At 58.6% G+C, this 22,359-nt stretch carries 19 protein-coding genes and 2 tRNA genes; 16 read left to right on the top strand and 5 right to left on the bottom strand.

The features are described from left to right. Window positions 1-179: 179 nt before the first annotated feature. From RBB76_RS15910 to RBB76_RS15890, 5 genes are all read left to right on the top strand, one after another. Entirely contained in the window at window positions 180-1,310 is a 1,131-nt protein-coding gene (locus tag RBB76_RS15910; protein WP_429629829.1) for an alkene reductase, read from the top strand. An 85-nt stretch (window positions 1,311-1,395) separates the two neighbouring features. Further along, window positions 1,396-1,857, top strand: coding sequence for a hypothetical protein (locus tag RBB76_RS15905; protein WP_429629830.1), 462 nt, complete (start codon window positions 1,396-1,398; stop codon window positions 1,855-1,857). A 207-nt stretch (window positions 1,858-2,064) separates the two neighbouring features. Continuing rightward, window positions 2,065-3,405, top strand: a complete 1,341-nt coding sequence (locus tag RBB76_RS15900; RefSeq protein ID WP_429629831.1) for an amidohydrolase family protein — start codon at window positions 2,065-2,067, stop codon at window positions 3,403-3,405. 284 nt (window positions 3,406-3,689) lie between these two features. Then, window positions 3,690-4,148, top strand: coding sequence for a MarR family winged helix-turn-helix transcriptional regulator (locus tag RBB76_RS15895; RefSeq protein ID WP_429629832.1), 459 nt, complete (start codon window positions 3,690-3,692; stop codon window positions 4,146-4,148). Between the two features lie 15 nt (window positions 4,149-4,163). After that, on the top strand, window positions 4,164-4,559 hold the full coding sequence (locus RBB76_RS15890) for a DUF1398 family protein (RefSeq protein ID WP_429629833.1): 396 nt from the start codon (window positions 4,164-4,166) through the stop codon (window positions 4,557-4,559). 276 nt (window positions 4,560-4,835) lie between these two features. Here the strand turns inward: RBB76_RS15890 and RBB76_RS15885 are convergent, their stop codons facing one another. Both RBB76_RS15885 and RBB76_RS15880 read right to left on the bottom strand, forming a co-directional pair. Beyond that, a complete protein-coding gene (locus tag RBB76_RS15885) occupies window positions 4,836-5,897 on the bottom strand; it encodes a 3'-5' exoribonuclease YhaM family protein (protein WP_429629834.1) in 1,062 nt (353 codons plus the stop codon). A 6-nt stretch (window positions 5,898-5,903) separates the two neighbouring features. Continuing rightward, window positions 5,904-7,847, bottom strand: coding sequence for a peptidylprolyl isomerase (locus RBB76_RS15880; protein WP_429629835.1), 1,944 nt, complete (start codon window positions 7,845-7,847; stop codon window positions 5,904-5,906). A 277-nt stretch (window positions 7,848-8,124) separates the two neighbouring features. Here RBB76_RS15880 and RBB76_RS15875 point away from each other — a divergent pair, with 277 nt between their 5' ends. Then, the gene (locus RBB76_RS15875) at window positions 8,125-9,738 is read left to right on the top strand and encodes a S41 family peptidase (RefSeq protein WP_429629836.1); all 1,614 of its coding nucleotides are present in this window, start codon (window positions 8,125-8,127) and stop codon (window positions 9,736-9,738) included. A gap of 71 nt (window positions 9,739-9,809) precedes the next feature. Here RBB76_RS15875 and RBB76_RS15870 read toward each other — a convergent pair. Further along, a tRNA-Gly gene (locus RBB76_RS15870) sits at window positions 9,810-9,884 on the bottom strand. A gap of 114 nt (window positions 9,885-9,998) precedes the next feature. Between RBB76_RS15870 and dinB the strand changes: the two genes are divergently transcribed. From dinB to RBB76_RS15820, 10 genes are all read left to right on the top strand, one after another. After that, entirely contained in the window at window positions 9,999-11,066 is a 1,068-nt protein-coding gene (dinB, locus tag RBB76_RS15865) for a DNA polymerase IV (protein WP_429629837.1), read from the top strand. Between the two features lie 274 nt (window positions 11,067-11,340). After that, the gene (coxB, locus tag RBB76_RS15860) at window positions 11,341-12,333 is read left to right on the top strand and encodes a cytochrome c oxidase subunit II (RefSeq protein WP_429629838.1); all 993 of its coding nucleotides are present in this window, start codon (window positions 11,341-11,343) and stop codon (window positions 12,331-12,333) included. A gap of 24 nt (window positions 12,334-12,357) precedes the next feature. Next, entirely contained in the window at window positions 12,358-14,040 is a 1,683-nt protein-coding gene (gene ctaD, locus RBB76_RS15855; RefSeq protein ID WP_429629839.1) for a cytochrome c oxidase subunit I, read from the top strand. Then, window positions 14,041-14,652, top strand: coding sequence for a cytochrome c oxidase subunit 3 (locus tag RBB76_RS15850; protein ID WP_429629840.1), 612 nt, complete (start codon window positions 14,041-14,043; stop codon window positions 14,650-14,652). Window positions 14,653-14,673: 21 nt separating this feature from the next. After that, window positions 14,674-15,534: a hypothetical protein gene (locus RBB76_RS15845; protein ID WP_429629841.1), complete on the top strand. Its 861-nt coding sequence runs from the start codon at window positions 14,674-14,676 to the stop codon at window positions 15,532-15,534. A 10-nt stretch (window positions 15,535-15,544) separates the two neighbouring features. Continuing rightward, a complete protein-coding gene (locus RBB76_RS15840) occupies window positions 15,545-16,300 on the top strand; it encodes a c-type cytochrome (RefSeq protein WP_429629842.1) in 756 nt (251 codons plus the stop codon). A 42-nt stretch (window positions 16,301-16,342) separates the two neighbouring features. Next, entirely contained in the window at window positions 16,343-17,032 is a 690-nt protein-coding gene (locus RBB76_RS15835; RefSeq protein WP_429629843.1) for a ubiquinol-cytochrome c reductase iron-sulfur subunit, read from the top strand. Continuing rightward, window positions 17,020-18,516 carry a cytochrome b N-terminal domain-containing protein gene (locus RBB76_RS15830; RefSeq protein WP_429629844.1) on the top strand — a complete coding sequence of 499 codons (1,497 nt, stop codon included), beginning with the start codon at window positions 17,020-17,022 and terminating at the stop codon, window positions 18,514-18,516. The genes RBB76_RS15835 and RBB76_RS15830 overlap by 13 nt, the downstream gene beginning before the upstream one ends. A 130-nt stretch (window positions 18,517-18,646) precedes the next feature. After that, window positions 18,647-19,477, top strand: coding sequence for a cytochrome c oxidase assembly protein (locus RBB76_RS15825; protein ID WP_429629845.1), 831 nt, complete (start codon window positions 18,647-18,649; stop codon window positions 19,475-19,477). Window positions 19,478-19,807: 330 nt separating this feature from the next. After that, window positions 19,808-21,592, top strand: coding sequence for a hypothetical protein (locus RBB76_RS15820; protein ID WP_429629846.1), 1,785 nt, complete (start codon window positions 19,808-19,810; stop codon window positions 21,590-21,592). A gap of 105 nt (window positions 21,593-21,697) precedes the next feature. Here RBB76_RS15820 and RBB76_RS15815 read toward each other — a convergent pair whose 3' ends face one another. Together RBB76_RS15815 and RBB76_RS15810 are read right to left on the bottom strand one after the other, a co-directional pair. Further along, window positions 21,698-22,039: a hypothetical protein gene (locus RBB76_RS15815; RefSeq protein WP_429629847.1), complete on the bottom strand. Its 342-nt coding sequence runs from the start codon at window positions 22,037-22,039 to the stop codon at window positions 21,698-21,700. A gap of 124 nt (window positions 22,040-22,163) precedes the next feature. Continuing rightward, window positions 22,164-22,239 (bottom strand) — tRNA-Ala (locus tag RBB76_RS15810). Between the last annotated feature and the right edge of the window lie 120 nt (window positions 22,240-22,359).

Here is a 22,359-nt window from a genome sequence, read left to right as displayed (position 1 = left end):
GAATCTTCATGAATCCCCAAACCCGCCTCTTACAACTCAATAAAATTCCCGCGCCCAATGAATCCGACAGCCATCCCGCGTTCTCTAAGCCATACAGCAAGCCACAAGCAGTAACTCCATCTGAAGTCTCGCAAACGCATCTTCCCCTTCGCGCAAACCGCACTTCACAGGAGATCGTCATGGCAACTCAGACCCAGAAAGCTCTCTTCACTCCCGTCCAGATCGGTCCGCTCTCGCTCAAACATCGCGTCGTCATGGCGCCTCTCACGCGCTCCCGCTCCACTCAGCCCGGCGACATCCCCAACGCCCTCATGGCCGAATACTACGGTCAGCGCGCCTCCGACGGCGGCCTCATCATCACCGAAGCCACCACCATCTCCTCCACTGCTCGCGGCTGGTTCGGCGCCCCCGGCCTCTACTCCGACCAGCAGGTCGAAGGCTGGAAAAAAATCATCGCCGCCGTCCGCGCCAAAGGCGGCCACATCTTCGCCCAGCTCTGGCACACCGGCCGCTCCGCCCACATAGAAACCAGCGGCACCATGCCCGTCGCCCCCTCCGTCGATCCCTCCTACTGGGACGACGACTCCCACGTCGTCTCCGCGCCCAGCGGCTGGGTCAAACCCTCACCCCACCGCGCCCTCGACATCTCCGAAATCCCCGGCATCGTCGAGGACTACCGCAAAGCCGCCCAGCACGCCAAAGACGCAGGCTTCGACGGCGTAGAACTCCACGGTGGAAACGGGTACCTACTCGCCCAGTTCCTCGAAGACGGCAGCAACAAGCGCACCGACGCCTACGGCGGCTCCATCGAAAACCGCTCCCGCTTCTTCCTCGAAGCCCTCGAAGCCGTCACCTCCGTCTGGGGAGGCAACCGCACCGCCGCCCGCATCGCACCCGGCGGCACCTGGAACGGCATGCACGACAGCGACCCCGACGCGCTCTACGGCTACCTCGTCGATCAGCTCAACCGCTTCGACCTCGCCTACATCAACATCATCGAGCCACGCGTCAAAGGCAACATCGTCCTCGAAGAAGGTCAACAACCCACCGCCGCCATGCGACTGCGAAAGATCTTCAAGAACAAAATCATCGCCGCAGGAGGCTTCGAGCCCGACACCGCCGAAGAGGTCGTAGCCGCAGGACACGCAGACCTCGTAGCCTTCGGACGTCACTTCGTCTCCAACCCCGACCTGCCAAAACGCATCGAGCAGGATCTCCCGCTCACACCCTACAACCGCGACACCTTCTACACCTTCGACGCCCGCGGTTACACCGACTACCCCGTCTACGAGCAGCTGGTCCCCGCCTGATCGTCAGCATTCGGGCTGAAATCGCGCGCCAAAACACAACCAGCGCTTCTCCTTCGGAATCTAATCACCTGATCCAGGAGAATATATGTCTATATGCAAGTCGCTGGCTCTCTCGGCCCTCACAGTTGCTCTTGTGAGCAGTGTCTCCGTAGCACCCGCTCAGGTCTCCATCAGCATCGGAGCCGCCCCCATATGCCCCTACGGCTACTTTGATTACGCCCCATACCCCTGCGCCCCCTACGGTTACTACGGTCCCGACTGGTTCACCGGCGGAGTCTTCCTCGGTGCCGGCCCCTGGTATCACGGCCACGGCGGCTTCTACGGCCACGTCGACAACCGCTACGATCCTCGCCACGGATACGCAGGCCCGATGCCCGAGCGCGGAGCCCAGCCCTTCAACCACTTCCAGGCGAACGAAGCCCGCGACCCACAAGGCCACGTAGGCAACGCCGGCCACGAACCCACCAACGAACATGCCGCCGGATTCCAGGGCGGTGGTCACCCCGGCGGTGGCGGCGAACACGGCGGCGGCGGCGGTCACCACTAGAAGCTAACGAAACGAGAAGAAGGCGCCCCGAATCCATGAGCGGGGCGCCTTTCCGCGTCACAGGATGAATATCTGAGCCGACCAAAGGGAGGCCCTTGGCGAAGCCGGTATACACGTCACGAAGTGACCGCCGCCCGCGCAGGGCAAATCATAAGAATCGAATCGAAGCGAACGACCTCCTGCTCATAGAATCGAACTCACAACTTTATGAGCCGCAGCCGACGAACCCTCCTCGCGATACTGACTCTTTTCTTGGCCGCTTCTAGCCACGCATTCACACAACCGAGCAATCCCTCCATCGATCCCACCATCGCCGCGCAGATCGCCTCCATCCCCGCCATCGACAACCACGCCCACCCCATGCTGTCCCCGCCCGCCTACGCCACCGACCGCAACTTCGACGCACTCCCCGTCGACTCCATGGAGCCCTACACCGACCCCGCCGGCATGCGTCCCAACCTCCCCGCACTTCACGACGCATGGCAAGCCATCTTCAACTTCAACGGCCAGCCTCCTCTTGACTCCGCCGGCCAGGCGCAACTCGAAGCCGCACGAGAAAAAATCCGCCAACAACAAGCCGCCAACTACTCCACCTACATCCTCGACAAAACCAACATCGCCACTATGCTCGCCAACCGCGTATCCATGGGCACCGGTGTCCAGCCACCACGCTTTCGCTGGGTCCCCTACGTCGACGCCCTTCTCTTCCCGCTCGACAACTCAGCCCTCGCCGACGCCACCCCCGACCGCAAACAGTTCTTCCCCCTTGAAGACAAACTCCGCGCCCAATATCTCCAGCAGGCAGGTCTCAAGGCTCTCCCACCCACGCTCGATGCCTACCTCAAACAACTAGTCACTCCCATCCTCGAACAACAAAAGGCCAATGGGGCCGTCGCCGAAAAATTCGAGATCGCCTACCTGCGCTCCTTCGGCTTCGACGACGTCCCGCAAGCAGAAGCCGCCCACATCTACGCCACTCTCCTCCACACGCCACACCCAAACGAAGCCCAATACAAGCGCCTCCAGGACTTCCTCTTCCGCTACATCGCCACCGAGTGCGGCCGCCTCAACCTGCCCGTCCACCTCCACACCACCGCAGGCGGAGGAGGCTACTTCTCCATCGCAGGCGACAACCCACTCCTGCTCGAACCCCTCTTCAACGACCCACGCCTGCGCAAAACCAACTTCGTCCTCCTCCACGGCGGCTGGCCCTTCGTCCACGAGATAGGAGCCCTCCTCCAAAAGCCCAACGTCTACCTAGACCTCTCCCAACAATCGCTCATGATCCCCCCGCGCACCATGTCCGCGTGGCTCCGCGAGTGGCTCGAGCTCTACCCGGAAAAGATCCTCTACGCCACCGACGCCTACCCGTACTCCCCCTCGATGGGCTGGGAAGAGGCCGCCTACATCGCAAACCGAAATATCCGCCAGTCTCTCGGCATAGCCCTAACCGGCATGCTCCACGACAACGAAATCAGCCCCACGCGCGCCGCCGAACTAGCCCACATGGTCCTCCACAAAAACGCCGAATCCCTCTACAAGTTCTAAACATTCCCCCAATCGGCAGGCATCTGCTGTTGTCTTTGCCGTTGCCGTTGCCGTTGCTTGTCTTTTTGTTGTCATCCCGCAGGGATCTGCGGTTGCGGTTCCCGTTGCTTGTCCTTTTTGTTGTCATCCCGTAGGGATCTGCGGTTGCCGTTGCTTGTCCTTTTGGTTGTCATCCCGCAGGGATCTGCGGTTGCCGTTGCTTATCCCCAATCAGCAGCCGCCCAACCAAATTAGTTGACTAGGAAACTAATTTGGTTTATCTTCCTTTCATGAACAGAGAAACGTTGTCATCACCATCTGTCAGCGAGCTGAAAAGCCACACAGGTTTCTGGCTACGTTTCGTCTCCAATCACGTCTCCCACGCCTTCGCCCGAAAACTCCTAGACAGCGGAGTCACCGCAGCCGAATGGGTAGTCCTCCGCACCATCTACGACACAGACGAAACCACTCCCAGCACCCTCGCAGAGCAGACCGGCCTCACCCGCGGCGCCATCTCAAAGCTGATCGAGCGACTAGTCGTCAAAAAACTAGTCTCGCGAAAAGAGGGCAACGACGACCGCCGCTACCAGCGCATCGCCCTTACTGCCGCAGGCAGAAAACTCGTTCCAAAGCTCGCCGCCATCGCCGACAGCAACGACCAGGAGTTCTTCAATCCGCTTACAGCAAGAGAGCAGCAAACTCTCGTCGCAACCCTCCAGAAACTGGTACAGGCGCACGATCTGCACAAACTCCCAACCGAATAAATAAAGGAGAACCCCATGAATACCACCGTAATCCACCAGGTCCTCGCCGAATCCCAGGCAGGCAAACTCATCTTCCCCGAAGTCGTCCGCAGACTCTCCGAAGTCGGCGTCGAATCCTACCTCTGCGACCTCGCCACCGGAGCCGAGACCTTCTACATGTCCGACGGCACCACCCACGCCGAAAAAATGACCCTTCCACTCTCACCCATCGCGGAGCAGTTCTCCGCATCAGGCATCGTCGCCGCCATTCGCGGAGCCCAGTCGGACACAATCCGCTACCCGGAGTTCATGAAGCGCTCAGCCGCAGCAGGCATCATCGCCTACTGGGCCTTCCTGTCAGGCAAAAAAGTCATCTACTTCGGCCGCAAAGGCGAATCGCACACCGAGGAGTTCCCACGCCCAACGAACTAGACCAAGCAACCGAGCCAAAATAGCCAAGCCACAATCTCTAAGCCCACTCTCTTCGTAGCTCTATCAAAACGAGCCGAGTCAAAAAAAAACTTCAAAACCATGTCACATTTTTAGCAGCCGAAAACAGAACGGCGAAACACCACGTTCTCACCAGCAATCCACCACAAACTCACCACGATTTACCACCACCAAAAGACCCTAAAATCGCAAAACCCCCAGCAAAAACGCCACCCCACCACGTTCCATGTTTTTTCTGATTCAAATCAAAAAAAACACCTACTCGTCCTTCAAATACCCCTGCGTATTAAGCAGCGGCCGATCCATACTCCTCACCCAATCAGTTACCTCCCCGGCGCTCTTCCCACTCGCCACCGCCGCCGCAAACTCATTCCGCATCGCCTGCATCTTCGCCTCAAGATCATCCAAAGCACTCAAAAGAAGAGCCTCCGGCGTCATCGGCAGCTTCGGCGAACCAAACTCATACTTCCCGTGATGACTCAAAATCATATGCTCCACCAGCACCCGCAGCTTCTCCGGAAACGGCGCCAACTGCTGCACTTTCTCCCGCAACATCCCCTGCGCAATGCTGATATGCCCAATCATCTGCCCCTCCAGCGTATAGCTGAAGCTGGACCCCCACGATAGCTCGCGAATCTTGCCGATATCATGCAAAATCGCCCCTGTAACCAGCAGATCTGCATCCACCTCCGGATAAAACGGAGCAGTAGCCACACACACCCGCACCAGCGTCAACACATGCTCCAGCAGCCCACCAAGCCAAGCATGGTGCAGCCTCTTAGCCGCAGGAGCCGCTTTAAAAGCGGGCCCTATCTGCTCATCATCAAGGAACGCAAACACCAGCCGCCGCAGCTCCGAGTTTTTAAACGCAGAGACATACCCTCGCAACTCATCCCACATCTGCTCAACATCAAACTTCGTCGAAGGCTGAAAATCCTTCGGGTCAATCTCCGACTCCGCCGCCAGCCGCAGCTTCTTCAACGTGATCTGAAACTTCCCCTGATATTTGGAGATATCCCCCTGCACCTTGACGTAGCAGCCTTCATCACAGGTCGCAATCGCCTCGGTCACATCGTCCCACATGCGCGCCTCAAGCGATCCCGTCTTATCGCTCACAGTCAGCGCAAGGTATTGGCCACCCAGCTTCTTATCTCTCACCTGCATCGACGTCAGAACAAAGTAAGTCGTCACTGTCGCGTTATCGAACCGCGCCGCATCTTCAACAAAAAAATCTTTCATCCCAACCAGAATACCGCGCACCTCGACCAACCCACCCAGACAGAAACGCGAGGGCCGAAGCCCTCGCGTTGTGAACACCATCCCACCTTACTGCGGAGGCGGCGTCGGAGTAGGCGATCCAGGCGTAGCCGGAGGCTGTCCCGCATCTGGAGGGTTACTGGCCGGAGGCGCCGTCGCCGGAGGCAGCGTCGTCGTATCGCTGGCCTTCGGAGCAGGTGTGCCCGTTCCATGGACTCCTTCCAAAGGAGTCCCACGGTCAGGAGCCTTGGACGGCGTCTCCTGTAACGGTGCCTTCGGAACAGGAGTCTTATCCTGCAGCCGCTCCTTCGGCGCACCCTTCACCTTCTTCTTTTTCTTCTTCTTGGCCGTATCGCCGTTCAGCCCCAGCGGTGCAGCTTGAGTCTGCTGGGTCGCCTTCTCCTCTGCCGACGCAGGTGCTGGCGCGGCGGCGGCCTTCTCCTTGACCTTCTTCGCCTTTACCGCCTTTTTCTTGGCGTCGGTCTTCGCGCGGTCGCTATAGCGGGTCTTGCCAACCACAGGCGCCGTCGTCACCAGGGGATTCGCCCCAATATCGGAGCTTGACTCCTGCGCGCTAGCCTCTAAAGGTGCAATCGCCGTTCCTGGAGCAGCAGCCTGCGCTGGGGCGGACGACGCCGACGCCGCCCCGGAGCCCACATCGCTACCCGAAGCCGTCTCTTCCGGTCCGGCGGGCAATGAGTTCCGCGGGGCCTGTCCAAAACGGACCTTCTCTCTCTTCACCTTCTTTGGCTTGATCGGCTTTCCGTTCTTTGAGGTCGCTACAACCGCAGCCGGAGTTGCCACGGGAGCTGCAGTCGTCTTCGCAACCGTAGAGTACTTCGTACCTCGATCAAATCTCTTCTTCTGCTGAACCGTCTTCTTCTTCGCAACCGGCGGAGCGTAAGCCGTAAACACCGGTTTGGTCTGCTTTGCGCTCGCACCGGAGTCCACATATCCGGCGCGGATATCGATATAAGCCTCTTCCCGCAGCTTCGTCAGGTAGGCTCGCAGCGCAGGCTGTATCTGTTCCGAATACATCGCCTCCTGAATCTGCGGCTCGACATCCTTCAGCGGCGCCACACCCGGAGCAATATGGTCGGTGACCTTCAAAATCACAAATCCCTGCCGTGTTCGAATCGGCGCCGTCCACTCCCCAGCCTTCAGGCCGAACGTCTGGTCTTCCAGCACCTTCGCCAACGCCCCGCGCTTGTAAAGTCCCAGATCCCCGCCTTTGTCGGCTGTGGGTCCTCCTGAATACGCCTCGGCCAACTCCTCGAATTTGCCCCCCGCCTTCAGCTTCTCTTCAACACCTTCCGCCTTGGCCTTCGCCTGGGCAACTGCGGCATCGTCAGCATCAGCCGGCGTAGGAATCAAAATCTCGCTCAGCTTGATCTGCTCTGGCTGCGCAAACTCCTGCTTGTGTGCGTCGTAGTAGGCCTGTTCCTGCCCCTGCGTGATCTGCAGGTGACGACCCACCTCGTCCCGCACCACCTGCTGGGTAATCACGCTATCGCGGATACCCGCCTTGAAGTCCTCGAAGGAGACGCCCTGTTGCCGCGCAGCCTTCTCCAAATCCTCCAACGTATCCATGTGGTTCTGCTTGCGAATCTCGTCCAGCCGGCGAATTACATCGGCATCCGCGTTGATCCCAAGCTCCTTCCCTCGCGACAACAGCAGCTGCTTATCGATCATGTCGCGCAGCAGATTCTTCTGTCTGTCGGTCACATCAGCAGCACTCGCGCCCGCCTGACGGGCCTCTTCCGCAAGCTGTTGTTCTGCCCGCTCCACGTCGCTCCGGCTGATGATCTGGTCGTTCACATGCACGACCACATCCTCCACCACGGTTCCATTCGGCGTAATCGGCTGAGTAACGGGCAGCGTATACACGGGTTGCGGCGCGTTTGGTACGCTCAACGGGCTCTGGTACCGCGGCGCCTGTGCTTGCACCACTCCCGGCAGTGTCAGCAAACCTAGCCCACACACCACCGCAAACTGCGAAATTCTCAAGGTCATCGTCACTCGTATCTTTATCAACGTCCCAACATCAAAATCCCAGCCACATCCCGGGTTAGAACCCTCTTCGTCCAACACGTTCGCCCTGACTTTTTAGACTCAATTCAGGTTTGGACGGTATCCGTACCCAATTCTAACTGCCACGCCCGGAACAAGCGAATCCCTCTTTCGCGCACAGCCCTGGCTCACCCCAGGATGCTATACTCCGTCCAAGATAGGACGTCTGTCCCAGCGCATCTTTCAGCGCCGTCTCCACCTTTTGAGGTAACCCAAGCCCATGGCTCCCCGCACCCGCCGCGCACTCTTCTCCGCTACCGTTTTTCTCGCTACCTGCGCCGTCATCGGCTCCTTCATCAACCAGAAGGTAGCCGCCCAGTCAGCCAGCGATGAGTCCACTCTGCGCGACTCGCTCCACTCCTTCACCAACGTCTACTCTCTCGTCGAGCAGAACTACGCCGAGCCCCTCAATACCGACAAAACCGACAAGGCCATCTACGACGGCGCCATCCCCGGCATGCTCCACGTCCTCGATCCCCACTCGAACTTTTACGACCCCAAGGCCTTCGCTCAAATGCGCGAGGATCAGCACGGCAAGTACTACGGCGTCGGCATGACCATCCAGCCCCAGCCCACGGCCAACGGTAAAACCAAGATCGTCGTCCTCTATCCCTTCGAGGGAACACCCTCCTACAAGGCCGGCATTCGTCCCGGAGACGAGATTCTCACCGTCGACGGCAAATCCACCGAGGGTATGGACTCCGCCGCAGTCGCCACCCTCCTCAAAGGAGCACGCGGCACCCACGTCTCGGTCACAATGGTTCGCGAAGGCGCTGCCCGTCCTCTCGTCTTCGATCTCGTTCGCGACGAAATCCCCCGTCCATCAGTCGATCTGGCTTTCCTCATTAGTCCCGGCGTCGGCTACATCCACGTCTCCAGCTTCATCGAAACCACCAGCCACGAGGTCGGTGATGCCCTCGACAAGTTCGGCGATATCCACGGCCTCGTCCTCGATCTGCGCGGCAACCCCGGCGGCCTGCTCAATGAAGCCGTCAACATGTCCGACAAATTCCTGCAAAAGGGACAGATCGTCGTCTCCCAACGCGGTCGCGCCTTCCCTGACCAGGTCTATCGCGCAACTCGCGGCGAAGAGGGACCGAAGTTCCCCATCGTCGTTCTGGTCAATCGCAACACTGCCTCAGCAGCCGAAATCGTCTCCGGTGCCCTTCAGGATCACGACCGCGCTCTGATCGTCGGCGAAACCACCTTCGGTAAAGGCCTAGTCCAGACTGTATTTCAGATCACCGAGAACACCGGCCTCGCCCTCACCACCTATCACTACTACACGCCGTCAGGCCGCCTCATCCAGCGCAACTACGACCACGTCTCGCTCTACGACTACTACTACGTGCGCGACGACTCTGCCAAAGCGAAGGACAAGAGTAATCTCGAGGTCAAACTCACCGACTCTGGTCGCACCGTCTACGGCGGCGGCGGAATCACCCCCGATGAGAAGATCGACAACCTCAAGTCAAACCACTTCCAGGACAGTCTCCTCATCAAATACGCGTTCTTCAACTTCAGCAAGCACTACCTCGCCAGCCACACCGTCACCAAGGACTTCCAGGTTGACGACGCGGTCATGCAGCAGTTCAAGGCTTTCCTGAAGGACAACCAGATCGATTACACCGACTCGGATATCGCCGGCGTCAGCGATTGGATCAAGCAGAGCATCAAGAGCGAACTCTTCACCTCGCAGTTCGGACAGTTAGAAGGTCTCAAGGTTCGCGCCGAATGGGACCCCCAGATCGCCAAAGCGGTTACCTTCCTGCCCGAAGCCCAGACCCTGGAGGATCACTCGAAACTGGCGCAGAAGAACACCGCCAGCCGCTAGACTTCAACTCATCTTCAACAGAAAAGGCGTTCAAGCATATAGCTTGAACGCCTTTTTCTATGCTCAAATTCTGGAGCGGGAGACCGGGATCGAACCGGCGACATTCAGCTTGGGAAGCTGACGTTCTGCCACTGAACTACTCCCGCATCGAGTCCCATTATACGCAAAATAAAATCAGTCTGACGTTCAGTCGTCCGCGCTTACCATTGAGCCCTCGACGTCTTCGAGAGCGACTCCGAGGCCTATCATGGAGCTCGATCATGGTTCGCAAAATCGTTCACGTTGATATGGACGCGTTCTATGCCTCGGTCGAGCAGCGGGATGACCCAGGCCTGCGCGGTCGACCGGTGGTCGTCGCATGGCGCGGCAACCGCTCCGTGGTCTGTGCTGCCTCCTATGAGGCGCGACGCTTCGGTGTGCACTCTGCGATGCCCGCCACCCGCGCCGAACGGCTGTGTCCCGAAGCGATCTTCGTGCCTCCCGACTTCACCCGCTACCGCGCCGTCTCCCGAGCAGTCCGAGAGATCTTCCAACGACACACCGATCTGATCGAGCCGCTCTCCCTCGACGAAGCCTATCTGGACGTCACCGAAAACAAAACCGGCCTGCCCACGGCTACGCGAGTCGCCATCACCATCCGTCACCAGATTCGCGACGAACTGAACCTGACCGCATCCGCAGGCGTCGCGCAAAACAAATTCCTCGCCAAGATCGCCTCTGACTGGCGCAAACCGAACGGTCTCTTCGTCATTCAACCCGATGACGTCCAAACCTTCCTTCCCCCGCTCCGCGTCGCACGCATTCCCGGCGTCGGCAAAGTAACCGAAACCAGGCTGAAACAAATCGGCGTTCTGACAATCGCTGACCTGCAGGCTCTGGAATCAACCCAACTCGAAGCACAATTCGGTCGTTATGGAATACGCCTCTTCGAGCTAGCTCGCGGTATCGATCACAACAAGGTAGTTCCCGACCGGCCCACCAAATCGATCTCCGCCGAAGACACCTTTGAACGCGATATCCCGCTCTCAGAAACCGAAGAGTTGATCCGCCGCCTCGCTGAAAAGGTGTGGACGGCCTCCCGCAAAGACACCCGCGTGGCACGCACCGTGGTCCTTAAGCTGAAGACGAGCGCCTTCAACATTCTCACGCGCAGCCACACCCCTTCGATCCCACCGGGTTCGTGCGAAGAACTCACCGCGATTGCTCTCCTCCTGAGAGAGCGCATCACCCTCGAAACCGCCCAGCGGTTTCGTTTGGTCGGGGTGGGTCTCAGCAACTTTCGAGACGCGGAAAGCCTCCAACCGCCTCTGTTCGAGAACAGCGAATGACTTCTAAAATTTCTTTTATAAACCTGCCGCCATTTTGATGCCTCTTCCATCTAACGCGATGAAAGTAATAAACAAACAAAATGTTTGCTGGTTCCGATCAATATTGACTCGAGTGGTTTAATATCATTCCAGACCCTTGGCCTTAGTTATGCTCCTCCAACCTGTTGCGTATAGAGGTCCTACTGCCGTGTCTCTTTTCACCAGACGTTCGCCCGCAGACATCCGCAGAGCCAACTCGAGGTCTGCACGCATCTGGTGCAGTGCGATCGGCAGCATGTCTTTGATCGCGGGCACGGCTTCCGCACAATCTCCCACGAACATCTTCGATCCCGCCGGCACCCCGGCGCATACCGCCTTCGGCCTTTCGATGTTGGTACTTTCCATCACACTGGTCATCTTTCTCATTGTCGCCGGTCTGTTGCTCTATGCCCTCATCCGCTTCCGGCATCGGCCGACCGACTCCGACAGGGAACCCGCCCAGATCTACGGCAGCAATCAGATCGAGCTCTCCTGGACCGTCATTCCGATCCTCATCGTGGTCACGCTCTTCCTTACCACCACGCGCGTCATCCTTGTCACCGAAGCAATTCCCAAGCCTCCAAGCGCGATGGACGTAACCGTCATCGGCCATCAGTTCTGGTGGGAATATAACTACCCCAAACTCGGCGTCGTAACAGCCAACGAGCTGCACGTTCCCATCAGCGATCCGTCATCGCCAACGCCAACCTATCTGACGATGTCCTCGGCCGACGTCTCCCACAGCTTCTGGATACCGCGTCTCGCAGGCAAGATGGATCTGATTCCAAATCGCGTCAACACCATGTGGATCGATCCCCAGGCCACAGGCCTCTATCTCGGACAGTGCGCCCAATACTGCGGAACCCAGCACGCAAAGATGCTCCTCCGTGTCTACGCGCAAACCCCGCAAGACTTCGCCGCCTGGATCGAGCAGCAGAAGAAACCGGCCGTGCAGGACTTCCCTGGAAACGCCGCTGCTGCAGAGGGCCAGAGCGTCTTTATGAAGAACGCGTGCATCAACTGCCACGCCATCAAAGGAACAGTCGCCACCGGCCGCTTCGGACCTGACCTGACCCACCTCGCCAGCCGCGACACCATCGCCTCAGGACCGATCCCGAACACGCCCGAAAATATCAGGAAGTGGGTCGACGATCCAAACACCCTGAAACCCGGCTCATTGATGCCGGCAATGCATTTGAACGATCACGATCTCGACGTCATTACCGCTTATCTCACTCAGCTTCACTAACCCATTACCGGAAAGAAGCGAAGCATGACCACAACTCCTGTATTGGAAGCAGTCGACGAGACACTGGAGACTCAGGGTAAACCGCGTCTCAATGTCATCTACGAGTGGCTGACCACCGTCGATCATAAAAAAATCGGACTGATGTACATCTGCTACGCGCTCCTATTTCTGGTCGTCGGTGGCTTCGAAGCAGTCCTGATGCGGATTCAGCTCGCCATTCCCAACAATCACTTCGTATCGCCGCAGGTCTTCAACCAGCTCTTCACCATGCACGGCACCACCATGGTCTTCTTCATGGGAATGCCCATCCTCTTCGGCATGGGAAACTACCTCGTCCCCCTCATGATCGGCGCGCGCGACATGGCCTTCCCACGGCTGAACGCCTTCAGCTTCTGGGTCTCCGCCTTCGCTGGCTTCCTTCTTTACTTCAGCTACATCGGCGGTAGCGGCCTCTACGCCGCAGGCTCTGCGCCCGATGTCGGCTGGTTCGCCTACGCTCCTCTCACCTCAAAGGTCTTCTCACCGGGCCACAGCACCGATTACTGGACCCTCGCCGTCTTTCTCAGCGGCATAGGCAGCATCGGCACCGCACTCAACATCGTCACCACCATCCTCTGCATGCGCTGCAAGGGCATGAAGATGAGCCGTATGCCTCTGCTGCCCTGGCTCTACCTCGTCATGTCCGGCCTCGTCTTCGTCGCCGTCAGCCCGCTCACCGCCGCGCAGATCATGCTCACCTTCGATCGCTACCTCGGCGCACACTTCTTCGACACCCAGGCCGGCGGCTCCGCCATCCTGTGGATGCACTTCTTCTGGATCTTCGGCCACCCAGAGGTTTACGTACTCGTCCTTCCAGCCTTCGCCTTCGCCAACGAGATCATCCCCGTCTTCTCCCGCAAAGCCATGTTCGGATATCCCGCCATGGTTGCTGCCTCGGTCGCCATCGGCTTCATCAGCCTCAGCGTGTGGGCGCACCATATGTTCACCGCGGGCCTCGGTCCAGCCGGCAACACCTTCTTCGTCTTCGCCACCATGGTCATCTCAGTGCCAACCGGCATCAAGATCTTCAACTGGCTTGCAACAATATGGGGCGGCAAGATTATCTTCGCAGTTCCCATGATGTTCATGATCGGCTTTCTCTTTCAATTTCTCATTGCCGGCCTCACCGGCATTATGCTGTCTGCTGCCCCGTTCAATTGGCAGCTCAGCGCCTCCTACTTTGTCGTCGCTCACTTCCACTATGTTCTGGTTGGAGCGATCGTCTTCTCTCTCTTTGGGGCCTTCTACTACTGGTACCCAAAGGTCACCGGCAAGATGATGAACGACACGCTCGGCAAATGGCACTTCTGGCTCTTCCTTATCGGTTTTCACCTTACCTTCGACTTCATGCACGTTCCCGGCATCCTCGGCATGCCGCGACGTATCTACACCTACGAAGCTGGCCGTGGCTGGGATACGCTGAACTTCATCGTCGGCGTCGGAGCGATCTTCCAGGCCGCAGGCACCCTGGTTCTGGTCTACAACATGATCCACTCCTACTACAAAGGCAAAGAGGCCGGCCACGATCCGTGGGATGCCTGGACCCTTGAGTGGTCCGTGCCTTCTCCACCGCCATCCTACAACTTCGCCATCGAGCCAACCGTCAACAGCCGCCGGCCACTTTGGGATCTGAAGCACCCTGAAGATCCAGACACGGACTACGAATAAATGACAACCATCACGACAGCAAGCAGAATCCCAATCGATGGGCCCGTCGAAACTCCGTGGAAGCTGCCGTATCGCGGCAACGTCGGTATGGCCTGCCTCATCATCGCCGAGTCTGCGATCTTCATCATCTTTGTCGTCGCCTACATCTACTACATCGGCAAAAGCCTCAGCGGCCCAACCCCCGCGCAGGTACTCGAGCTTCCCATCTTCGGCACCATCTGTCTGCTCTCGAGCAGCATCTTCGTTCACCTTGCCGTCAGCTCTCTGCGCAAAGAGAACTACCGCGCCACAACGCTCCATCTCGCGATCACTGTCCTGCTGGGAACCATCTTTCTGGCCACCACCGCCAAAGAGTGGTATCACCTCATTCACGACGAAGGCCTCACCATCAAGACCAACCTCTTCGGCACCACCTACTACTCTCTGGTCGGCCTGCACGCAACCCACGTAGTAGTTGGCCTTCTCATGCTCTCTCTCACTCTCGCGTTTTCTCTCGCAGGTCGCGTCAAAGAAGAGCACTCGGAAAAACTCGAAGTCCTCTCCCTCTACTGGCACTTCGTCGACGCTGTCTGGGTCATCGTATTTCTCGTGGTCTACGTTTTAGGCAGATAACTTCAGCAAAGGAGGAGCACGATGCAGGAAGCACAGTCCACGCAAAGCCACGAACACGAGCACCGGTCCGACACCGTCATCCTCCCGGCACCAACACCCTGGCCCATGGTGCTCGCGCTCGGTCTGGCCCTGTTGATCACCGGCATGGTTACACATTGGGTTATCAGCCTCCTGGGACTGATCCTCACTCTGCGAGCCATCGTAGGCTGGTTCTTCGACATCTTCCCACACGAGCTTCACGTCGCCGTCCCCGTTCAAACCGGCGTCATGAAGATCTCGAGCACCCGTACCACCCGCGAGCAGCTGCCGATTGCCGCAGAACATCGCCAGATCCTTCCAGTCGAAACCTTCAGCGTCGTCTCCGGCATCAAGGGCGGCATCGTCGGCGGCATCGCCATGATCATTCCCGCTGCTCTCTTCGGCCTCATCAAATATCACAGCATCTGGTACGCGGTAAATCTCCTGGCGGCGGGTGGCTTCGTCAGCTGGGCATCTGCCAGCACTGCCTTCCTCTGCCAGTTTCACCTCGAAGGGCTCCTCGCGGCCACCGGCATTCACGCCTTCACCTCGGTGCTCATCGGTCTTCTCTACGGAGCCATGCTGCCGATGTTCCCCAGAAAGCCGATCCTCACCGCCGGCTTCGTCGCTCCACTCCTCTGGACTGGCATCCTCTACTCGGCCCTCGGAATCATCAGCCCTGTCCTCAACGCCCGCATCAACTGGCTGTGGTTTGTCATCTCGCAGATCGCCTTCGGCCTCGTCTGCGGCTTCATCGTCAATCTGCAGGTCAAGGTGCGCACTCCGCAGTTTCGATCTCTGCCGTTCGCCGTTCGCGCCGGAATTCACAGCGATGTACCTCTCACGAAAGACGAAGACCTATGAGCGAAAACAAATGAGATCAGCCCCTCACAGACTCGCAGTGTTCGGCGCCCTCATGCTATCGGCTGCCTGTATTGCCACCACCGGGTGCAGCCGCATCCACGGGCGCCCCGGACCAGGCCCCGAAGTCATTCGCCCCGACGAAGTTCTCGACTTCCCCACTCTCTACAAAGAGAACTGTGCGGCATGCCACGGAGCCAACGGCAAAAACGGCGCAGCCATCTCTCTCGCCAACCCCGTCTACCTCGCGATTGCCGGAGAACAGACCATCCAACAGACCGTCGCAAAAGGCGTCCCCGGTGGCCTGATGCCCGCCTTCGCCAAAAGCTCCGGCGGTTCCTTAACCGATCGCCAGGTCTCCATCATCGCCCAGGGCCTTCTCCAGCAATGGGGCACCCCAGATCTTCTCGCCGGAGCAAATCCGCCGCCCTACGCAGCCACGTTATCCCCTAACGCCGACCACGGCCAGCAGGCCTACACAGCAGCCTGCGCACGTTGCCACGGAGCAGACGGACAAGGCACAACGGGCGATCCTAAGACCGGCACCGGCAAACTCGGCTCGATCGTCAATCCGTCCTACCTCGCTCTCATCAGCAATCAGGATCTTCGCAGCATCACCATCGCCGGCCGTCCCGACGAAGGTATGCCCGACTGGCGCTCAGTCACTACCCAACCCCTCACCGACCAGCAGATCACCGATATCGTCGCCTGGCTCGCCTCGAAACGAATCGCCGAACCGGGCCAGCCGTATCACTCCTACCAACCATGAAAGACAAAGAGAGAATGACGTGCACCGCAGGAGCAGGAAGCCATGATACCCAGTGAACAGCTCCCACAAACCGATCACACCATGACCGAGCCCACTGCAGAACCGGTAAAAGACCCAAGCATCGCCGCAGGCCACTCGCGTCGCACCTTCCTCTTCAAGCTGGCCCTCATGGTCAACGGAGCAGTCGGCGTCGTGCTCGCCATCCCGATCGTCGGCTACCTCCTCGGCCCTGCACTGAAAAAGACCTCCGCCGACAACTCATGGATCAACCTCGGCCCACTGTCGAACTTTCCCGAAGGCGAGACTCGCCTCGTCAGCTATCGCAATCCCATCACCACCGATTGGGACGGCCAAACCGGCGACATCCCCGCGTGGGTCCGCCGCGTCTCCGGCGACACCTTCCAGGTATTCGCCATCAACTGCGCTCACCTCGGCTGCCCCGTCCGCTGGTTCGCTCAGTCCAAACTCTTCCTCTGCCCCTGCCACGGCGGCGCCTACTACGCCGACGGGGCCCGCGCATCAGGCCCGCCCGAACGCGGCCTCTTCGAGTACCAGCACAAAGTCTCGAACGGCACCCTCATGATCAGCGCAGGCAGAATGCCAACCCTCGCCAACGAAGCAAAGAACGTCACGCCTCTTACCCAGATCGATACAAAGATCAAAGGTAGCGCAGCAGCCAAACTCTCCGCGATCGACCAACCCCAGCCGAGGTGCAGCTCATGCCAGACCTAAAGCAACGAGGCCTCGAAGTCTACAACTGGTTCGAAGCCCGCCTTGGACTCGGCACTCCGCTCATCGAAGTAGCCGAGCACGAGGTCCCGGCCAACACCGCTAGTTGGTGGTACGTCTTCGGAAGCGCCGCGACCGTCATCTTCGTCCTCCAGGTCATGACCGGCATCCTGCTGGCGCTCGTCTACGCCCCAACCGCCAGCAACGCCTGGAACAGCCTCCAATTTCTGGACCATAACGTCCGGCTCGGCTGGTTCCTGCGCGCGATGCATGGCTGGGGCTCAGACTTCATGGTCGCCATAGTCCTCATCCACATGGTGCAGGTCTTCCTCTTCGGCGCCTATAAATTCCCCCGCGAACTTACCTGGATCATCGGCGTCTTTCTCCTGCTCCTAACTCTCGGCATGGCCTTCACCGGCCAGGTTCTGCGCTTCGATCAGGACGCCTACTGGGGCCTCGGCATCGGCGCCTCCATTCTCAGCCGCGTCCCGCTCATAGGCGGCCCACTCGTAGGTCTTATGCTCGGCGGCCCCATCATCGCCGGCAATACGCTCTCACGTTTCTTCGCCCTCCACGTCTTCGTCATCCCCGGCATCCTGATCGCCATGGTCGGCATGCACGTCTGGATGGTCCTGCGTCTCGGCATCAACGACTACCCCATGCCCGGCCGACTCGTCAGCAAAAAAACCTACCTCAACGACTATCACGAACTCGAAAAGAAAACCGGCATCCCCTTCGTCCCCGACGCCGCCTGGAAAGACGCCATCTTCGCCGCAGCCATCATGTGCGCCGTCATCGCATGCGCGCTCTGGTTCGGTCCCTTCGGGCCCTCCGGGCAGCCCGACCCCACCATCATCGAGACAGCCCCGAAGCCTGATTACTTCTTCCTCTGGCTCTACGCCGTTCTCGCATACCTCCCGCCTGCTCTCGAAACTCCCGTCCTCTTCATCATGCCGGTTATCGGCATCGCAGCTCTCATCCTGCTTCCACTTCTCTCAGGAGAAGGCGAGAAGCACGTCTCCCGCCGCCCTGCTGCCGTCCTCATCGTCAGCGTCGTGGCCGTCTCGCTCGGCGTCTTCACTCACCTCGGCACCTACACGCCGTGGAGTCCCATCATGAACGCCTGGACCAGCGATCCCATCCCTGTGGCTTACCTCCACAACCGCACTCCGCTCGAACGCGAAGGCGCAATCGTCCTTCAGAACAAGCAGTGCCGCAACTGCCACTCCATCGGCGGGGAAGGCGGCCTCCGCGGTCCCGCACTCGACACCGTCGCCGCCCACATGACCGAAGACCAGATCATCCGTCAGGTCCTGCAAGGCGGCGGCAACATGCCCGCCTATGGCAACGCCCTCAACCCCTCCGAGACCACCGCGCTCGTCAAATTCCTTACCACCCTGCACGGCCACGATCTCCAACCCGCCGTCGATGCTTCACGCCGCGTCGTCTCAGCCGCTGCAGCCACACCTCCAACCAATAACCAGTAGCTCAGCCACCAACAAAACCGACCCGAAGCGATTCACAGTCTCATCGTGAATCGCCTGGTCGAACGATCCCCTGTAATCTCAACCCGACCGCACACAGCACGCGTCCCCGCTTCGATCTATCCTTACCCTAATGTCTCCTGAATACCGGGCCATCTTCAACGACTGGTCCCCTCCGATCTTCCTCACGACGGCCCTGTTGCTCACCGCCATCCTCTACACGCGCGGTTGGTACGCCATCCGTAAGACAAGACCCGCGCTCTTCCCCACCTGGCGCCTCGTCACATTCAACCTCGGCATCGCCACCATCTGGGTCTCCATCGCCTCACCAATGGATGGCTTCGCCGACGCTCTCCTCAGCGCCCACATGGTCGAGCATCTCCTCCTGATGTCCTTCGTCCCGCCGCTTCTCCTCCTCGGCTACCCTCAGGTCCCTCTTCTCCGCGGCATCCCTCACGTCATCACCGTGCGTCTGCTAGCCCCATTCCTGCGCATGAAGTGGCTCCGCACCCTCGGCCACTTCCTCACCAAGCCGGTCGTCGCGTGGCTCGCAATGAACCTCACCTTCCTCGTCTGGCACATCCCCACCGCCTACGACTTCGCCCTCGAGCACGAACACTGGCACGAGTTCGAGCACATCTGCTTCCTCACCACATCGATCCTCTTCTGGTGGCCGCTCATCCGACCCTGGCCCACCACCTCCCGCTACCCCGGCTGGATCATGCTTCCTTACCTGGTCCTGGCGGACATCGTCAACACGGCCCTCTCCGCGTTCCTCGCCTTCTGCGACCGCCCCGTCTACACCTACTACCTCGAGCGTCCCAACCCCTTCCACATCGATCCAATCGCCGACCAGCGCGCAGGAGCCGTCATCATGTGGGTTCTGGGTTCGCTCATCTTCCTCGTTCCCGCAGTCTTCGTAACGTTCCGCCTTCTGCAGCAAGAAAAGACCCGCAGAGCATAGAACAGGCCCGCGCAGATGCGGCTACCCGCACGCTGAGAGCCTGGTCGGAGTGCCATTTATCTCTGCTATAGTCATAAAAACTCGAAGATCGGAAACGCCTCTACGAATTGCGCCTTCGAATGATCGTGTTAGCTTGCCTCCCCACCATGGTCACAACAACAACCGCAGCCGCCAGGTTTATTACCGCACATAAAACTTGTGCCACTCGTACGAACACAATCTGCCAATCTGGAAGTCCTGTGAGCCTTCGTCTCCAGGGATTGCAGAGAAATATACAGATCTCAAAACCGATCGCCGTCAGTACGACATGGCAGATCGAAGGGACAATGCATGGCAACTGGAACGGGTAGAGGTTGGTTTGCAGACGGCCGCGCAGATGCTCTATTTTGCAGCATATTCACCGTACTGGCCGTCCTGTCTACGAAACCCTTCACCGAAATCGGACTGATCGACGACTGGTCCTATCTCAGAACAGCATTTGTCTTCGCCAGGACAGGGCGCCTTGTCTACAACGGCTGGGCGACGGCGATGCTTGGATGGCAGATAGTTTGGGCCGACCCGTTTCTCAAGCTCTTCGGCTACTCCTTAACCGCCGCACGCATGTCGACCTTAGTCCTCTCCGCCATCTGTGTCTGGCTCGCACATTCCATCTTCCGACTCTCCGGCATCAACCGTCGCAACGCTAACTTCGGAGCCATGGCAGTTGGCCTCTCGCCAATCATCGCTCCATTCTCAGTTAGCTTCATGAGCGACACCTGCGGCTTCTTCGTCATTCTGCTCTGCATCTATCTGTGCCTCCGAGCCTATGTCGCAGTCAGCGATCGTGCCATGCTGGCGTGGCTCATTAGCGCAGGCATCGCCGGAACAATCGGTGGAACGGCCCGACAGATCGCCTGGTTATCCGTGCTCGTCTTGGTTCCAACCACTGCGTGGATGCTCCGTCGACGCCGCGGCGCTCTTTTCACCGGCGCTGCGCTATGGCTCATCGGTGCCGTATCGATTTATGCCTGCATGCAGTGGTTCAAGCACCAGCCATACTCCGTCCCCTATCCGCTCATCCAGGGACCAATCAATCTGCAGACCACTCGTCAGCTAATCGACCACACCTCTGCCCTGGCACTTTGTCTCGCGCTTCTAACTTTTCCCGTACTGGCGGCTTGGCTTAAAATGCTTCCGAGATTTCGAGCGGGGATCATTAGCCTTCTCACCTTGATCGCTCTCGTAGCTACAGATCTATTCCGATTCATCACCATTCATGATCTGGAAAAAGGTCTCATGCCATGGACAGGCTACATGGTAGACCGCCTGGGCGTTGTGGAGTTCCCCAACAACAGCCTCATTGGCGCCGCTCCCGCGACGTTCAATCACACGGGCCGGGTGATTGCATCATTTGTGGTAATCGCCGCCCTGGTAAATTTCTTCTACTGCATTCTCTTCCTCAAAGAAAACACAAACACCTCTGTCCCTCCCGCAGCCCTGTCATCGAAGACATTGCTCCATCTATTCGGCCCCTTCGCCGTGGCCTACATTCTGCTGCTTGCTATTCCAAGCGCCTGGGCCAACACTTACGATCGCTACCTCATGTCCCTCTTCGTTCTGACTCTTCTAGGTCTCCTGCGCCTCTATCAAGATCGTGTGTCTCCCCGCCTGCCTGCGTTGAGCTACGCGACGCTGGCGGCCTTCTCCATCTTCACAATCTTAGGCACTCACGACTGGTTCGCCATGCACAACGCACGCGTCGCGGCCATCGACACGCTCCACAAAGCAAACATCTCCTCGTCACAGTTTCAAGCCGGGTTTGAGTATGACGGATTCACCCAAATCGACAATGTCGGCACGGTGGTCGATCCTCGAGTAAAGCTTCCCGCCGGGATCGAGCTGCAATATGCTCCCCCTGGTCTTCCACCCGACTGCGCTAGACTCTTCGATCCTCTTACACCAAGCGTTCATCCGATCTATTTCCTTGCTTATCAAAAGGGGCCATGCGTGACGGATTCGCAGTTCGCACCCGTTCCGTACAGAACCTGGCTCCCACCCTTCCAACGCCAGATTCTCATCTTGAAGCTGCAGTCGCCCACTCAATCTGCTGACTTACTCACGCCACTCAGCGAATAGACAATCGCACAGAGACAAAAATCTCGGAATCGGAATGAATCGACGGTTTGGCGGCGTCACAACAAACTAAGAGGCTTCCTTCGCGGAAGAGCTTTCTTGCAACACCTACTGCAGCTTCTGTAGGGCCTCCACACGGACGATTTTGCACTCCACCTCTTTATTCTGTGGAGTCTTAATCTTTGCCTTGTTGCCGTCAATCTTGTATGTCACGTCTGTGCCAACCACAAAATCCGTTGCGTTCATAGATTTATTCGGGTCGGTCCGACAGGTATAACTCTTGCCCTTGGCCTCAAAAGCAAGATCATACCCCTGATGTTTGTGCTCTGTATCTTTGACTCCATAGGGTTGGAAATCCTTGAGAGTCGTCGTACCTTCGAGTTTCGTTCCGGCAAACGCAGACAGGCTCGTTACCAGGAGAAGGACAGCCGTTAAGGGACGCTTTTGCATGATTCACCTCGAAGACATTGTAAGCAGTTGTCATGAGAGATGAGAAAGCGGCTAGAGGACGCGAATAGGCCGTAGCAATTCCTCGCTATTGGCCACAGATCTTCTGATTTAAGAATTGATCCTATGGTGGAGCTGAGCGGGATCGAACCGCTGACCTCCTCGTTGCGAACGAGGCGCTCTCCCAACTGAGCTACAGCCCCCCACCAAACCCGCATCGCACACCGCTCTCGCAGGCACAACGCAGCCGAAACAACATCTCCGAGTGTATCAGCAACAACCCTTACGACTCAACCGCACGCGTCAATCCGAAAACATCCAAC

The organism is Tunturiibacter psychrotolerans (genome assembly GCF_051013365.1).
GTDB lineage: Bacteria > Acidobacteriota > Terriglobia > Terriglobales > Acidobacteriaceae > Edaphobacter > Edaphobacter psychrotolerans_A.
The sequence above is the reverse complement of the archived record's forward strand: the minus strand, read 5'-3'. Positions and strand labels throughout refer to the sequence as shown.